Consider the following 16,478-nt stretch of genomic DNA (forward strand, 5'->3'; position numbering starts at 1 on the left):
ATCCAATCACAATAAAGGGATATAATAGGAAATATTCCATTTTTCTTGTTTTAAGTAAAAATATTGGTATAACTACCATTGTGATCATGCTAAGTGCACTTGTAGCTTCCATATTTACATACTGCAATATCAATAAATGAAATAAATATAATATAACTACAACTCGCATCCAGACTTTTTTTATACGTATCAAGGGAGCGTGAAAAATAGCAACATAAGCAAGTATATAAGTAAAAAATTCTGTAAATAAATATACTAATAAATATATGATATTATTTTTCATAATCTCTTTTTAATCCTATTCTTCACATATTGTAAATATTTTATCTTTGCTGTCTCCCTATATCTTCTTCCCACCGGTATCTCCATAGATAGGTTCTGAATTAAAATCTTCTCTCCAAAATCAATCACACTTGCTAGATTTACCATATAAGATTTATGTACTCTTATAATAGGATAAATCCTCATCTCTTTTTCCAAATCCCCCATTTTCTTAGTACTTAAAATAAATTCTCCCGAACCGCCTTCTGGACCTTTTGTATAAATTTCTGTATAACTGCCAGACGCTTTAAGGAAAACAATATCTTCCATAAATATTTCTATTAATTTTCCATCATAATCCTTAATCTTTAATGCAATATTTTCTTCTATCTCATTTAAAGTTATTAAGAGCATTTTCTTAATCTTTTCCTGTGAAGGAGGCTTTGGAATAAATCCAATTGTTTTTTTGCTAAATGCATTGTAAATACTTTCACTGTGATTTGTTACAAATACAATACGAGCTATTTTATCTTGCCATAAAACTTCTTTTTTTAAGTCAATGCCACTTATTCCTTGCATCTCTATATCTAGAAATAATATATCAATTTGCACATTATCATTTCCTTCGCAATATAATAATACTTCTTCACCACTATTAAAAAAAACATACTCATGTTTCATAATAGTTTCTTTAAAATATTCTTCACATAAATTAAATATTGTCTTACGTGCCTCAATGAAATCATCACAAATTCCTATATACAACATTTTAATCTCCCCTTTATTAAGTTTATATAGTGAAATATACAATAATGTAGATTCTACTATATTATTGTACATAATAATACCAAATTTGACAATTATTTACATATTGATTTGTCTAAAATTTATGTTTCTAAGTTTGTCAAACATATGTTACACCATGTTTAATAAAATTATCTAAGACAGTTAATATTTGCTCGAATAATTAATTAGTGATATTCGGTATCACATATCTTGTGTTATACTAGCCATAGCGAGAAGCTCCTTTGTTTTTTTGTTTTGTGGTAATTCAAATATAACATAAAGGATAACACTTCTCTCTATTTATTTTATAATAATGTAACATATGTATTGTATTCCTACACTCATTCTTTTTAATTAATTCAACTTCCTATTGACATTACATTCTATTTAATATAATATGAAGCTAGCTTCACATGAAGTTTGTTTCACATCAAAAGGAGGTGCAAAATTGAAAAACAATGTCAGAAAATTCCGAACAGAAGCAAATATGACACAGATAGAATTAGCAAAATTAGTGAATGTTTCGTCAAGAACAATTATATCCATTGAAAATGAGAAATATAAACCATCTCTTATTCTAGCATATCGTATAGCAGAAATATTTAAAGTATCAATGGAAGATTTATACTGTTTAAAAGAAAATAAAGCATTGGAGGATCAATAAAATGAATGAACAAATAATAATAATTATATTAACAGCACTAGCAATAGTATCTACATTGTGGCTCTATTTATGGAGAGCTATAAGACAAGTACAAAATGAAAATGATGAGCGTTGGACTTTTGTTATGCTAAAAGCTAAAAGTTTTGCAGAGCTTTCCGATTGGTTATTAATTCTTATAGTGGCAATTCTAATAACTATGCCAACAATACAAGAAATACTAATTCCAATTAAAAGAATATTATTAATAGGGATACTATTTTTCGGTCTTCGAAATTTAATAGAACTTATTGGACTTATCTATTATAATCGTAAGCTATAAATATCAACCCCATTACAATAGAAAAAAAATCAAAACCACTAGTTTTAATATCCTTCTTCAGAAATAGACAAAGTAAATAGCAAAAATCTATTTATGAAGGATTTTTATGTCTAAATCACATTACCATCTGAACGTAAAGTGAAAAATTAAATCGGGTAGAACTGGAATTTAGTTTTTCATTTGACCGTTATACTTTTCTTAGCAAATAAGATTAGAATATGAACGGAGGTTCTTTATGACTCTTGGTGAACGAATTAAAAAATAAGAGTATTTCGCAAAATGACCATGGACGAATTTGGCGCTGCTCTTGGCTTTGAAGGGAAAAGCATGTCGGTACGAATTGCTAAGTACGAAACTGGGGCTCATGTCCCAAAGCAGGATATGTTGCTTAAAATAGCTGAAGTCCTACAATGTTACTACAAGGCACTTGATGATTACAGTCTTGGCGCCGCCGAGGATATCATCGAAACACTGTTCTGGTTAGAAGAAAGTCTTTCTTCCAATTCAGACGGAGAAGGAAGAGGAAAACATTTCCCCGAATACACTGCTCCTGGAAATCTCATTCGTCTGAATGAAATGAAAACTGTGACAAAGGATACCGATGTCAAGATGACCTACAATGACAATGAGTACATGGCATCAGGTGCACCTGTTGCTTTAACTTTTGAATATAGATTGGTAAATGATTTTTTGTTAGAATGGAATACAAAGAAAAAAGAACTTGCGGATGGCACCATTAGTGCCAATGATTATTTTGAATGGAAGATTACTTGGCCACATGCCTAAGCCCTTCCGAAAGAATTTTATACAAAATCTGTGATTTTGCACAAAAAAGTGAGATTTTCTTATTCATAGAATAGACGTCCGCATAGTACCAAAATAGTACCAAACGACATAAAGAGAGCCCACAAATCCTTATTTTACAAGGCTTTGCGGGCTCAAAATTTTTACTCAAACTCCTAACTATTCGCTTTAATGCGAATGTATTTAATATATTTCCTGTCATTTTATTGCTTTTAGTCCGGGAATTCTATGTATTATTTTGAGTATAATAAGCTTTGGGTATCATAGAGGTATCAGCCTTCTTTATAGGTTTATCTAGTTCTACTACTCGCTTTTCAATCCATTCTTTTATAATATTTAAATATTCCGTATATCCCTTTATCTCATTTGGTTCAAATCTATAACTATTTCTAATTTTCTTGTTATGTAATGGTAACTTAAAAAAGAAATCTACTTTCTAACTTCATATTCCAATGCACTTTTCCAATTACCTTTATGTACAATTCTTGTCACATTATCCGAACGTATTTTTCTCAGTTTTGTTCTAGACATTTTTGATAATTCTTTCCACTCCTGATGAAATACATATATCGCATTACCGCTTTCAATATTTTCCAAAACTACAATATCATCACTAAATTTAGCACCAAAATATTTGGAAAAATAATTCATACCTTTTATTAATGATTTTGGTCCTAGACTATTAATAAAATTATATCTTTCCTGTATCTCTCTTTGCTGTTCCTTTGACTTTTTTCCAAAGTAATGTTCGATGAATATATCATCCACCTCTCCAGGTGGTAGTAATTCCCATTCAACGTACTCAATTTTAACTGCCTCACTTGGTCCAATATTATGTGAATATACCTCAAATAAACCAATATTCTCTTGCATCAAATTTATAGCAAATAATAACTCTTTATCAAAATCTATATCATCTTTACTTAATACTTCATCAAGCTCAAATACTACTGTGAACGTATCCCCTACTTCACTTTCTACTTTTACTACAATTTTTATAAACTGCGGCATCCATTCTTGAACTTGGCATACTGATTTTGTGTATGAATATGATACCATACTACTATTTGAATTTCCGTAAGGATAACATTCACCCCAAAAACATTTTTGAACCAATGGCAAATCTTTACGTTTAATAATTCTTCCTTCACAATTATACTTCGAATACCTACCGTTCTCAGCTAATGGAAGTATATTATTGCTATAGATTAATTTTTCATTTACTATTTTTATTCCTAGCTTTTCAAATTGTTCGATGTTTTCTTTATTGATTACTAATCTTTTACCCACCCTAACATATCTTGACTCCATATTACTAATTTTTTCAAGTAACCCCTTAGGAATCTTATTATAATTTTTCTTTTTCCCCATATTTTACCCTTTCATTATTATGAATTTCACATTTTTTTGTTTATATCTGTAATAGTTGTACAAACTCTTCTGCTAATTCTTCAGCTGTGAAATCTGCCGATTTTAAAGCTAGCATATCTGCAAGCATAGGACTGTTTTTCTTTACAACATCCTTTGAAATATTATGCCACAATGGCAAAATAACTTTTCTTCCATCTTCTTGTTTAGCAAATAATCCATTTAATTCTTCTCCAGTCCAAAACTTCTTAAAATATGGTTCAGACAAGATAACAATTCCATATTTTGAGTTTGCAAGTCCATCATCGATTGACTTTCTAAGGCTATCTCCAACCCTTAACGTGAATTTGTCATACCATACTTTCGCACCTTTATCTATTAGCGAAGTAGCTAACGGTTACGCAATTGCATCTTTATCCTCTGACGCATGAGATATAAAAAAGTCATATTCCTTTTTTTCTTCTATGTTAGCATTTACAGTAGCAGACGGAGAGACTTTTATCTCATTAATCAACTGTCGCTGTTCTTCTATAATAGCGTTTTGCTTTTTGAGAGAAACATCGTAAAGTTTAGCTTGTTCCTTCTGCAATTCACTCTGAACTTTAGATATTTCTATTCTTTTTTTATTGATTTTCATATTAATATCTGTTTGATTTTTTCTACTTTTTAAAATTTTCTCATTATCAGAATCAATAGAGCGTTGTTTTGATTTTATTTGAGTTATAGAGGTATTTTTATTTACAGACTTCTCTATTCTTTGGATATCCTTAAGATATCCTACTTCTTTATTACCTTCTCGTTCCAATTCTCTTGATAAGCGTTCAACTTCTGATTGAAGCGAGCGAAGCTTACTTTCTATTGAACTTATTGACATAATAATTCCTTTCTACAATCTCTTCTCCAGTTCCATCTTCCGCTCCTTCCAATCAGGCATTAGCATTGCCACAAAGTCATAAAACTTCTTGGAATGGTTCGGATGTATGAAGTGCGTGAACTCATGCAACACAACATACTCTATACAGTTTCTTGGTGCTTCTATCAACTTACTATTTAAAGTTATTACACCTCGTTTCGGCTGACAGGACCCCCACCTTGATGTCATATATCTAACTTTTACAATTGGATATTCCACATCATATTTTTTGAATATCTGATAGATTTCTCTGCTAATCTGGTCAAATGTCCCAGTTTGCATTTCTTTTAACCAATTATTCATTAAGTTCTCTTTACGCTTTTGATTTTCTTTATTCCTTAAAGTAAGAAATATAAACACGCCATCCGTTGTTACTGATTCCTGCTTCCCCTGGATAACTTTTAGCCGTAGGCTTTTCCCCAATATATCAAAACTTTCACCGCTTACATATTGCCTTGGAGCAAATGATACATACTTACGGTTTTCCTCATATTTGTTCAGCGCTCGTATTATGTATTCCTGCTTTTCTTTGACAAAATTATCAATAAACTCAACTGGTACACTTTCACTAGCTGATACAAATACTTGACCTTCCGGCTTTACACGTAAATTAATATTCTTTACCTGCTTTCGTGTGAGCTGATATTCTAATACTCTTTGCTCACACCGAACATTTCTTATTTCTGTATTAGATATCATCAGCTTTTAAATCTCCTTAATGCTGTTGTTTTAACATTTTCAATAATTTTATCAATCACATCATACGTTAATTTGAACTTACCAGCGCATTCATACTCGTAGAATAGATCATCTATATCTTGTGCTATTCTGTCATGAATCGTCTTGTTATTTGTCCAATCCACTCTGCTATGCTTTTCAATGATATTTGTTATCTGTATTGCAATGTCTGCGATCAAGTCTTGCTTTGTTGGCTTTGTACCAGCTTCATATGTCGATTCTTCCGCTACTAAATATGCATTCTTAGGATTGTCAATCTCATCATTTAATATTGCTCCTACTACACCATAAAATGCCTGTGCATGAACATTATTCTTTAGCTTTTCTGGATATTTTACATCCGTCACACCGGATGCATAATCAGACATAATCGAACGCATTTTTTCCAGGTATTCGGCATCAGTAATTATCTTTTCCTTATACTGCTGCAGCGTATCTTTAATTCTTTTTGAAAAACTATCATAATAAGCTGGATTTTCATCATACTTCTCACTGATGCTCTTTGTCATTTTCGACTGAATAGCATCCGCTTTTGATCGCAGAGTTCCAAGCTCATCTAATTCTTTTTCAAAATCAGACCGATTTAAGATGTCTATTGGAGCTGTAATTTGTTTTAATCCAACCACAGATAAATGATTATCTAAAAGGTTCTGCATCAATGGTTCATATTCACTATTATCAATAGAATCACAATATCGAATCTTAACCGAACGTCTAACCTTTGAATAAAATATAAATGCATCCTGGTAACGTATTCTTTCTTCTTTTGGTATATCCTGATATGCAATTTCTGAATTTAAGACGATAGACAGATTCTTTCCTAATTCACAAAGTAAATCATAAAACTCTTTGCGTTTCTTATCGTCTGCTAAAAACACTTCAACTTCTTCTGTATCACTCTTATTTTGAATTGATACAAACAAATCATCAAGTCTTGAATAAGCTTGTCTCAATTTTCCAACTACAGTAATTACATCCACAATGGCACCTTGTAAATCTCCTGCTTCAAAGTTTTCTAATCCAGCACCGCTATACATATTCATTGCATCATCGAGTTTTTGAATCAAACCTCTGTAATCTACAATTAATCCATAGTCCTTACCATCCGCCAAACGGTTTGTTCTTGCAATAGCTTGTAACAATCCGTGTTCTTTTAATTCTTTATCAATATAAAGCACTTGGCATACTGGCGCATCAAATCCAGTTAACAACTTGCTACACACAATCAGTATATCGATATCACCATCAACAAATCGATTTTTCACTGAGTCTTCGTAAGAATCTCCATCACCATACTTTTTTATCATTTTATTCCAGTATGCAATCACTCTATTATCTGTTGATTCATCAATATCCGTTACACTTTCTCTCATATCTGGAGGGGAAATACATACTTCGCATTTTAGATCTCCAAACTGTTCAAAACAAGTCAAATAAGAAACTGCATCTCTTTTCCGATTTGTAGCAAGGATTGCCTTAAAACCTGTTTCTTTGTATCCTTCCACAAAATGATTATTTATATCAAGTGCAATTCTTTTTATTCGTGCTTCTGTGGAACCAAGATGCTTCATGCTGCTCCACTTTTTCTTTAAGTCAATCTTCTGTTTATCATTTAATTTCTTGGTGGTCTGCTCAAACCACAAGTCAATATTAGCTTCATCTACTGCCTGTTCAACAAATCTGCCTTCGTATATCAATGGCACAATGGCACGATCCTCCACACCATCTTTGATGGTATACTTATGAATCAATTTACCAAACTTGGTCATGGTATTTTTTTCACTTTTCATAAGAGGTGTTCCAGTGAATCCAATATAGCAAGCATTTGGAAATACAACTCGCATCTTTGTAGATAGTTCACCATAATTTGAACGATGACTTTCATCTACCAATATAAAGATATCTTTACCAAGAGACTTCAATCCACTATTTTCAACTGTATTAAACTTGTTAATAATAGTTGTAATAATATCTGCTTTTCCTTCATCAATTAAGCCAATTAAATTTTTACCACTAGTAGCTCTTGCCGGCCTGCATCTTGTATGGGTAAATGTCTTAGCAATCTGTTTATCCAACTCTTTTCGGTCCGTTACTATTACTACCTTTGGTTCTAATTTTGCCATCTCTAACAAAATATATTTTGCAAGCATAACCATCGTTAAGGATTTACCTGACCCTTGTGTATGCCATATTACACCACTTTGACGATTCCCCTGTATATCATTTGTATTGATTGTTTTAATAATTTCCTTGATTGCAAAATATTGCTGATATCTACAGATTTTCTTCACATTGGCATCATATATCACAAAGTATTTTGTCAGTTCCATTAAGCGTTCTTTAGAAAATAGTGCAATAATATTTTCATCCTGAACAGTTGGCTGCCTATCATAAATACACTCTGCAATCTTTTCCTCTAAAAATTCCTGATTTTCTTCTTTCCACACACTCCAGAACTTCTTTGGTGTACCTGCTGTTGCATATTTTACAGCATTCTTATTGGTTGCCATAACAATCTGGGCGAACTTAAATAACTGTGGTATATAATCGGCTTGCTCATTTCGCAAAGTTTGCTCTACACCTTGTTCTACTGTAATATGAGGAGCTTTACATTCAATCACTGCAAATGGAATTCCGTTCACAAAAAGTACAATGTCAGGTCTTGCATTATGTTCACCATCATGGCTATCTACCGAATATTCCTCTGTTACATGAAATATATTATTTTCAATATGATTCCAATCAATATATTTCAAATCAAAGCTAAGAACTTTCCCACCACCAACAGTTTCAGGGTAACTTTTTCCGAGCATTAATGCATCAAATATCTTTTCACTTGTCTTTATAAGTCCATCTGTCAACGGTTCATCTAAATCATCAATAGCTCTTTCAATATTTGCTGAAGAAAATTCCTGCTCAACACCACCAAATTCAAAATGATTTAATTTGCGGAGCTGATTTCTTAAAATTCCTTTTAATAAAACCTGATACTTACTTCCACGTTGTACCATGCAGTCTTCTGGTGATATATAGGTGTATTCTAACTGCTTTAATAAATCTATTGCAGGACATTTACTTATGTTATCTTCCAAGTATAAATTACTATCCATTGTCTCACCTCCATATGAGGATAATATCTATTTTATTCGTCACCCGACTCATTCTGAATCGGATGACGTTCTGTCTTTTGTAAACCAGTAACTATTTCTCTTTTGTTACACCTTTAAAAGGTGTTCCGTCTTGTTTCACATCCATAAATCTTCCAGTATCAGAATCTCTTTTTACCCATTGCTCTGTTTTTGGATTATATGTTTGTGAACGGTCTGTAACAGCACCATTTCTATGTCCATCACCAGGAACTCCATTTTTAGCCATATCATTCGCCTCCTTTCTAATTTGCTCTAACAATACCTGATAAAAGTAATTGCATCATTGCTTTTTTTTCAAGTTTTAATATCTCTAATTGTTGTTCTAGTAGTTCTATTTCCTTATCTGCTTGGGAAAGAATTTTTGCAATCGCTTTTTGTTCTTCTATATCCAACGGAACATTTATCTTAATCTTTCTAAAATTCTCGAATTTAAGATTTCTAGTATCATCCACCAATCCTTGTGAATATCTATAGAACAAAAAAATAATTGATGGTACCTTAAATAAATATGAGAAAAATTTTGCATCAGCATTATCTTTTGCCTTTAATATCGTATATGCCGGACTAACAATTCCCTCATGTTGTGAATATGCAGACACTCCTTGCCACATGCGCATTGTATTATAACCAATATCTCCAACATATATTTTCTTATATTTACTTTTATCCTCACTAGAATTGTCCTTACCTTCAATTTCACTACGAGGGATGATTCCCGATCCAGTAATTGAAAGAAGTTCACAATTTATTGCATTTGATTCGGACCGTTCAGTGAAAAAACAACTCATTTTTTTTGTTTTCCATTCTAAATTAAATTCTGGTAAGCGTTTTTTCCCTGAAAGCAAATTTTTCATTATATATTTCTTTTGCTCATTCTTATTTGCTATAAGTCTTTCTTGTAATTGAATTTTTCTATTAAAAGCACTTAGAGTTTGTGATATTTCTTTTCTCTCACTCAACATAGGCATAGGTAAGTTGAAATCTAAAAACTGTGAAAAATGCACTCTCTTTTTTTCGTCAAGTGATCCTGTACATACTCTATTGAAATACTTTATCATAGGATAACTAACCAAATAATCATCCATGTATTTCATATCCTCAGTATTTGCCACTTCAAAAATATCATAATATCCAGAAACACATACAGCTTTATCAGTTTTATTTCGTGCTACTGCTCCAAACCTTATATTCATCGGATTATAAGCAAAATCATTTTTTTCGACAATTTTATATACGTCTTCATCTTTTTTTACTAAATGCTCTCTATCATATCTATCACTCTTTTCTACAATACCCTTTTCAAGTGTCAGACTGTAAAGTGGATATTTATTTAGCTCATTTGTCATTCTCTTTTTTTCTTTGAATAGATTCCTAAAATACTGCTTTTCCCATGTTATAGGAACTATCCCTGCTTTGGTTTCAATATAACCCTCTGGTACTTCTCCTCTTTTTATCATCTCAATACGTTCTTTTATATCTTCTCTCAATTACTTTCACCACCATTCTGTGACTGTTCTATCCTTTTCGCTTCTTCCTTTTCAATCTGTTTAATGCTTTTATTTGGAGTTGGCAAATCTTCAGGCATTGTTCCACCAAGCTCTTCAATTGTCTGCCTTACTTTCTTGCCAACTTCATAATGTGCATCACCAGCTTCTTTTTTACCCTGAATATTTTCCCTTCGTAGCTTCTCGTCTGTCTGCGTTGCTCGGAATAGATTTGCCGCAAGTTCTGTACTTCCCATATGGTCTAAGATTTGCTGGCTTTTCTTCAATCCTTTTCTTTCATGAATACCTTTTGCACCTAATCCGCCATAAAGTCCTTGATATCCTCTGTTTTGAAAAATTGCATAATCTTTTGAATCCTCTATTCCTGCATTCTTTGCTGCATCTGCCAAAGATTTATTATGAATCTTCATTTCGTTTCGGATAGCAAGCCTTTTCTGGTCTTCATCTAAGCTTTCATAATTTTCAATCAATTCCTGCTGTCTTGTTTTAACTGCAAAATAGGTTTGTCCTACTGCAATGACTTCTTTTCTTGAATCACCATTCATTACAATCAAATAACAGGCATATCTTGATAATTCGTAATCTTGAATTTCCTTGCGTGCATTTTTGGGCATTTCTATCGTTTTGCCGACCTCGGCAAAATGTTCTTCTATGTCATTTCCACTTTTTTTACATGCAGTTTTAGCTCTTTCAATTGTTTCATTAAATCTTCTCCATTGAGAATAATCTAAAGCAATCTGCAATTCTCTTGCATACCAAAATTCTTGTCCATTTTCATTTATATGTTTTATGGATTCAAATGTTTGTTCATTGTAATTTACAATATCACTCATAAGCCCAACTCCTTTAGATATTCTTCCATTTGCACCTGTACTTCTTTTAATTCTTTTTCAATATTGGCAATGTTAGAGCGTACTTCTTCAATGTCTACCATTTCCTCTTCTTCAAATGTATCTACGTAACGAGGGATATTTAAATTGAAATCATTTTCCTTAATTTCATCAAAAGTAGCAACATAGGAGTATCTATCAACTGTTTCATAGGATTTATAAGTTGAGACTATTTTTTCAATATCTATATCTCTTAATATACTTTGATTCTTTCCCTTTTCAAAATTACCATCACCGCTTGCATCTATAAACAGCACATCTCTACGCTTACGATTTTTCTTAAAAAGTAACACACATGCTGGAATTGATGTTCCATAAAATAAGTTTGCTGGTAAACCAATAACTGCATCTAATAAATTAAATTCTATTATCTGTTGTCTTATTCTACCTTCTGATGCACCTCTAAATAAAACTCCATGAGGTAATACCACACCCATTCTTCCATTATCAGCATCTAAGCTGTTCAACATATGAAGTACAAATGCATAATCGCCCTTACTTGATGGTGGAACCCCCCAGTCAAATCTATGATATATGTCTAAATCAGCTGACATCTTAGATTTCTTTTTATCATCTGCTGCATCTGGCAAAAATCCACTATCCCATTTGTCTAGACTAAATGGTGGATTTGCAACTACTACCTGGAATTTCATCAGCTTGTCGTCTTCAATGTTCTGTGGATTCGCCAATGTATCTCCTTGCCATATTTTTGCATCATCTATACCATGCAAAAACATATTCATGCTGCATAACGCCCACGTCTGCATATTTTTTTCCTGCCCATAGATTGCAACTTTATTGGTGTGTGCTTGATTATATGCTTTTAACAATAAGCCACCACTTCCACAAGTAGGATCATATATCCTATCATTTTCTTGTGGGTCTACTAAAGTTGCAACCAACTTAGATACTTGACTCGGTGTAAAAAATTCTCCGCCCTTTTTGCCTGCATCCGAAGCAAAATTTGCAATCATATATTCATATGCATCACCAATAATATCATTACTCTCCAATACTGATGGTCTTAAATCAAGCGAAGAAAAATCTTCTAACACATTTTTTAAAGTAGCATTTTTCTCTTTCTTTTCTCCAAAATCTACCGTTGAATTAAAATCGATTGCGCGGAATACGTTTCTTAACTTTCCACTATTGTGTTCTTCAATATTATTAAGTGCTATATTAATCTTCTGACCAATTTCTGAATCTGCTCTATTTACATATAGATAATCAAATGTTGAGTCATTATCAAGTATGAATGACTCTCTACTCATCGCTCTCTCTACTCTTCGTTCATCACCATCATACTGTTTCATGTACTTTTCTTTTGTCTCAGTACATACATCACTTAAATATTTTACAAACAGCATTGATAAAATGTAATCTTTATATCTTGAACTATCTATTTTTCCTCTAAAGCTATCACAAGCTTTCCATAATACTCTTTCAATATCACTTTTAGTTGTCTTCATTTTTTCTTCTCCTCATTTCCTTCTGTGCTTTATCAATCGCCTCTTTATAATACAACTCTTTCTGTCCTATTAAACGGTCTAGCAGGTGAATTTCTTTTTTTGCTAGCAAATTCAATTCTGAAATTTTTCGTTGTTCATCTAATGTTAATAATTCAATTTCCATTTCTGCATAAGACGATGGCTTTACTGTTCCTATCATTATACTGCTAACATTTTGCAAAATTGATGCCTTTACTTTTTCAGTATTTAGCAACCAATACAAATACTCTGGTAATATTTTTTTACCTCTTGTCCTTATTACAACAAAGTGAGACGGTATGACCATACCAGCAAAATCTTCATCAATCAGTACCGCAGTGTATGGTGTTGTTAGCCTGACAATAACATCTCCAGGTTGGGTTAGATATTCAGCTTTTAATCTTTCATTTGCGCAAAATTCTTCTAAGTTATTCTCATCAATATATCCTTTAGAATCAATTGCTTTCAGATTCAACTGCCTGTACTTTGCTATTTCATCAGAAGGGTGTTTCGCTTGCTTTCTTGCAAGAACTAATCCAGTTTTGACTGACACTAATTCATCTAATCTCAATCTATTTCCTCCCATTCTTGGTATTTAGAGAAAACGGAACCATCCAGACGTTTTCTCATATACTATCCTTTACTTACTTTTTGGTATTTTGAATACTTTTTTACCATATTGTTTCGCATATATTCGGACACCATTTCTAGTTATATATGGTGTGTAAATATACTCAATAACTTCTGCATTATCAACCTTAATGGTTTTTTCTTTTTTTGCCATAGATTTCTCCTTTCTTTTTATAATGATTGAAATCTATGGACCGATTATGCTATAATAAATCTACTAAGAATTCGTGGATGGTTCCATATCGATTCACAGATTATTTGAACTATGAAGTTGCCGCTTCGTAGTTCTTTTTTTGTTATGTGCCAAATATGACGGCAAGCATTCAAAAAAATAGGCCTTTTCAAGCTTATTTACATTATATCATTTCATCATCATCTTGTCAATATCTTTTCTGTTATGTTTGTTTTGTGACAATTTTTATTCTTGAAATATATAGGCATGCTATATAAAAATAATTTTCATAATAACATGCCTTGAACTGTTTTACCTACTTCTATCCCACTTCTTCTCCTGCATTCCACCTGCCCTTCTCATCATCTTCGCCTCATAAATCTCCTGATATCCCTCAAACAATTCAGAACTGGACATCTTTTGATTCATCTTCCTCATAACCTCTTTGTACAAATTCAAATTGTAATTATTATCTGTCATATCAAATTCAAAATACTTTGTCTTAGAAGCCACAGATAAAAGAGAATATGATTCAGGACTAATTCCATCCACCAACATTTGCACAGCAATGATTTCAGCCTGCTCATCTACCAAACTGGATTTATAAGCAATTTCTAGTTCTTTCGCTTCATCATAGACTTCTCCACAATAAATCGGATGACCAATACGCTTAAAATATACTTCCACCATTAAATAGGTATCTTCCTTACCAGTCATCTGGTAAAGTTTCACCTTTTCTTCTACAGATAAAAGAGAATAATCATTAAAACTATCAGGAAGTGGCTCTGTATAAACTACCGGTTCTTCTTCTACACTTTGTTGAATTTGCTCACAAAATAATGGATCCATTTCCACTGGCTTCTTCTCAAATAACTGATTTGATTCCAAATAAGAATCCATTACCATAACATCTGCTTCCACTACCTTTTCCGCAACAAATTCAGGAATTTTCACTTTATTCGTAGAATCAATTTCTTCATCCTCAAGTATAAGATCAATAGCAGTATCTAACTTTTCAGCAAGACAATGTTCTGCCATCGCGACCATACCCTTTGCTTCTTTCTTCTCAACCTTCAATTTATCCAGTTTATTATATTCATCAATGTGCCATTTCTGATATACTCTCCAGTCTCCATCCGTTTTACAAGCTCTTTTCTTACTTGAATTTTGCTTATAAATTGTGTCCTGAATCTTTGTTATTTCATCAATGCGATTCTGCTTACTTTCTCTGATTTCAAGCAATTCCTCAATGGTACGGATATTATTATTTGCAAGAAACAGGTACTCTTCCTGCAACTTATGAAATAACATCAAATCTTTCGCATACTTGGCTGACGCCACATAAAAACGCTTCTGCTCAATCATTCGTAGTCGATACAGTTTCCCATAAAATTTCTTTTGATAGGGCGACATATTACTCCGTTTTTTCCATGTAGGATCTGTGGAATAAAAATGCGGAATATGCATACTGGAGTATTCAAAGCAATATTTAAACCTGCCCTCTGCAAAATATTCATCCATTTTATCCAACCGATGATATAGTTTTCGCCTCGGCATCTTCACTGTAAGATATTCTTTCGGTTTGAATTCATATCCCAATCGCTGCATTAAAAACAAAAAATGCTCCATACTCCCAGCATAGGAAGCACAAAACATTGCGTCACGATAAATCATTTCTTTAAATGTCTGTTCAAACTGCCATTCTTTTCTGGAAAGATTTTGCGAATTTTTCACATACTCTGCTTCGATAACAGATAACCCATATTCCCTGCATAGTTTGTTGGTAATTGGCTGAATTACATGTTTCCAATCCCCTTTCTTGTAATCATACTTTTTACCATCAATAAAGCTCACACTATTCCAAACTATATGACTATGAATATGATCTTTATCAACATGAACGGCATATACTGCCTCATACCTATCTCCAAGAAATTCTTCTGTAAATCTCTTTGCCATATCATAGGCGATTTCTGGTGTACCCTCTCCTGGTTTTAAGGCCAGTACAATATGATATCCCTGCCTTTTATCTGTTTTTTGAAACATCTTCTTTGTATTCATCATCTGTTCAAAAGCTGTTTTTGGCGGGCAGTTAACACTGCCCACAAAAAGTAATTTCTCAGTCTTATCTGGATTCTGTATATACTCCAATGCATTTTGAAGATGTTGTGCAGGATTACGGTTTTTCTCTGAATTCATGTGCATTATTTTCGATATTGCCATCCCTCGAGTACCTCCTTTAAAATGTCCTGAAGCTTTACAACTTCCTGACGTACTTCTTCAATAGCAGAAAAATATATCTGCCCCTGCGCATTTGCTAGATGTGTCATCTGATTCACATTATTCGATACTCCAGAAACTTTCCTAATTAGCATTGCTCTATCCTCTGGTAATGTTGGATCAACTCCTTTTGAATTTTGAATCAAGGCTCGCAGGTATTTACTTCTGTCCATGCCTGCTGATTTCGCATCTGATTCCAGTTTCAAAAAGTCTCCCTCGGATAATTTTATAGAAACGTGATAATCCTTCTTACAGGATAGGTATTTTCGTTTTCCATTTGTCATATAAAAATCCCCCAATCTTCTTTTGTGTTTTGATACAAATTTCTCTTATCTGTCTCATTGTTTTAATCTCCTTTCCTTCCTAACTAATGCCTGGATAATTCTATTAGTAGAGTTCACAGGGTCTGCAAGATACGGGAAAAGTAGCACTTTTTCCCATCCGCAACAGCGGACGTCTTGGCAGGAGCACCTGCACCCAATAATTAGCCCACTGTTGTGGGCAATATAATA

Annotated in this window: 16 protein-coding genes and 1 pseudogene; 3 read left to right on the forward strand and 14 right to left on the reverse strand. The window is 32.8% G+C overall.

All coding sequences use genetic code 11. The features are described 5' to 3' along the window. Positions 1-279 precede the first annotated feature (279 nt). Positions 280-1,029: a LytR/AlgR family response regulator transcription factor gene (locus C8E03_RS08715; RefSeq protein WP_170122952.1), complete on the reverse strand. Its 750-nt coding sequence runs from the start codon at positions 1,027-1,029 to the stop codon at positions 280-282. Positions 1,030-1,495: 466 nt separating this feature from the next. Here C8E03_RS08715 and C8E03_RS08720 point away from each other — a divergent pair, with 466 nt between their 5' ends. From C8E03_RS08720 to C8E03_RS08730, 3 genes are all read left to right on the forward strand, one after another. Then, positions 1,496-1,711 (forward strand): helix-turn-helix transcriptional regulator, encoded by a 216-nt coding sequence (locus C8E03_RS08720; protein WP_110290829.1) that lies wholly within the window; start codon positions 1,496-1,498, stop codon positions 1,709-1,711. Between the two features lies 1 nt (position 1,712). Then, on the forward strand, positions 1,713-2,030 hold the full coding sequence (locus tag C8E03_RS08725) for a hypothetical protein (RefSeq protein ID WP_110290830.1): 318 nt from the start codon (positions 1,713-1,715) through the stop codon (positions 2,028-2,030). Between the two features lie 327 nt (positions 2,031-2,357). Beyond that, on the forward strand, positions 2,358-2,816 hold the full coding sequence (locus C8E03_RS08730) for a helix-turn-helix domain-containing protein (RefSeq protein ID WP_242993458.1): 459 nt from the start codon (positions 2,358-2,360) through the stop codon (positions 2,814-2,816). Positions 2,817-3,263: 447 nt separating this feature from the next. Here the strand turns inward: C8E03_RS08730 and C8E03_RS08735 are convergent, their stop codons facing one another. The 13 genes and pseudogenes from C8E03_RS08735 to C8E03_RS08780 form a co-directional block, all read right to left on the reverse strand. After that, positions 3,264-4,205, reverse strand: a complete 942-nt coding sequence (locus C8E03_RS08735; RefSeq protein WP_110290831.1) for a hypothetical protein — start codon at positions 4,203-4,205, stop codon at positions 3,264-3,266. Positions 4,206-4,245: 40 nt separating this feature from the next. After that, positions 4,246-4,584 (reverse strand): annotated as a pseudogene (locus tag C8E03_RS22430) (toll/interleukin-1 receptor domain-containing protein); the annotation flags it as partial. Positions 4,585-4,599: 15 nt separating this feature from the next. Beyond that, positions 4,600-5,076 carry a hypothetical protein gene (locus tag C8E03_RS22435; RefSeq protein WP_242993460.1) on the reverse strand — a complete coding sequence of 159 codons (477 nt, stop codon included), beginning with the start codon at positions 5,074-5,076 and terminating at the stop codon, positions 4,600-4,602. Positions 5,077-5,088: 12 nt separating this feature from the next. Continuing rightward, positions 5,089-5,814, reverse strand: a complete 726-nt coding sequence (locus tag C8E03_RS08745; protein ID WP_110290832.1) for a M48 family metallopeptidase — start codon at positions 5,812-5,814, stop codon at positions 5,089-5,091. Further along, positions 5,814-8,963 (reverse strand): type I restriction endonuclease subunit R, encoded by a 3,150-nt coding sequence (locus C8E03_RS08750; RefSeq protein WP_110290833.1) that lies wholly within the window; start codon positions 8,961-8,963, stop codon positions 5,814-5,816. The genes C8E03_RS08745 and C8E03_RS08750 overlap by 1 nt, the downstream gene beginning before the upstream one ends. Positions 8,964-9,054: 91 nt before the next feature. Further along, the gene (locus C8E03_RS21945) at positions 9,055-9,228 is read right to left on the reverse strand and encodes a hypothetical protein (protein ID WP_170122953.1); all 174 of its coding nucleotides are present in this window, start codon (positions 9,226-9,228) and stop codon (positions 9,055-9,057) included. Between the two features lie 16 nt (positions 9,229-9,244). After that, complete coding sequence (locus tag C8E03_RS08755; protein WP_110290834.1) at positions 9,245-10,489, reverse strand: restriction endonuclease subunit S; 1,245 nt, start codon at positions 10,487-10,489, stop codon at positions 9,245-9,247. Then, on the reverse strand, positions 10,486-11,340 hold the full coding sequence (gene dinD, locus C8E03_RS08760) for a DNA damage-inducible protein D (protein ID WP_110290835.1): 855 nt from the start codon (positions 11,338-11,340) through the stop codon (positions 10,486-10,488). Before dinD ends, C8E03_RS08755 begins: the two co-directional genes overlap by 4 nt. Beyond that, positions 11,337-12,866, reverse strand: coding sequence for a type I restriction-modification system subunit M (locus C8E03_RS08765; RefSeq protein WP_110290836.1), 1,530 nt, complete (start codon positions 12,864-12,866; stop codon positions 11,337-11,339). Before C8E03_RS08765 ends, dinD begins: the two co-directional genes overlap by 4 nt. Next, positions 12,853-13,455 carry a restriction endonuclease subunit S domain-containing protein gene (locus tag C8E03_RS08770; RefSeq protein WP_110290837.1) on the reverse strand — a complete coding sequence of 201 codons (603 nt, stop codon included), beginning with the start codon at positions 13,453-13,455 and terminating at the stop codon, positions 12,853-12,855. The genes C8E03_RS08765 and C8E03_RS08770 overlap by 14 nt, the downstream gene beginning before the upstream one ends. 69 nt (positions 13,456-13,524) lie before the next feature. Next, positions 13,525-13,668 carry a hypothetical protein gene (locus C8E03_RS21950; protein WP_170122954.1) on the reverse strand — a complete coding sequence of 48 codons (144 nt, stop codon included), beginning with the start codon at positions 13,666-13,668 and terminating at the stop codon, positions 13,525-13,527. A 330-nt stretch (positions 13,669-13,998) separates the two neighbouring features. After that, positions 13,999-15,909, reverse strand: coding sequence for a relaxase/mobilization nuclease domain-containing protein (locus tag C8E03_RS08775; protein ID WP_110290838.1), 1,911 nt, complete (start codon positions 15,907-15,909; stop codon positions 13,999-14,001). Continuing rightward, positions 15,891-16,250: a MobC family plasmid mobilization relaxosome protein gene (locus C8E03_RS08780; protein WP_110290839.1), complete on the reverse strand. Its 360-nt coding sequence runs from the start codon at positions 16,248-16,250 to the stop codon at positions 15,891-15,893. Before C8E03_RS08780 ends, C8E03_RS08775 begins: the two co-directional genes overlap by 19 nt. Positions 16,251-16,478 lie beyond the last annotated feature (228 nt).

This window comes from Lachnotalea glycerini, from assembly GCF_003201285.1.
In the GTDB taxonomy this organism is placed as follows: Bacteria; Bacillota; Clostridia; order Lachnospirales; family Lachnospiraceae; genus Lachnotalea; species Lachnotalea glycerini.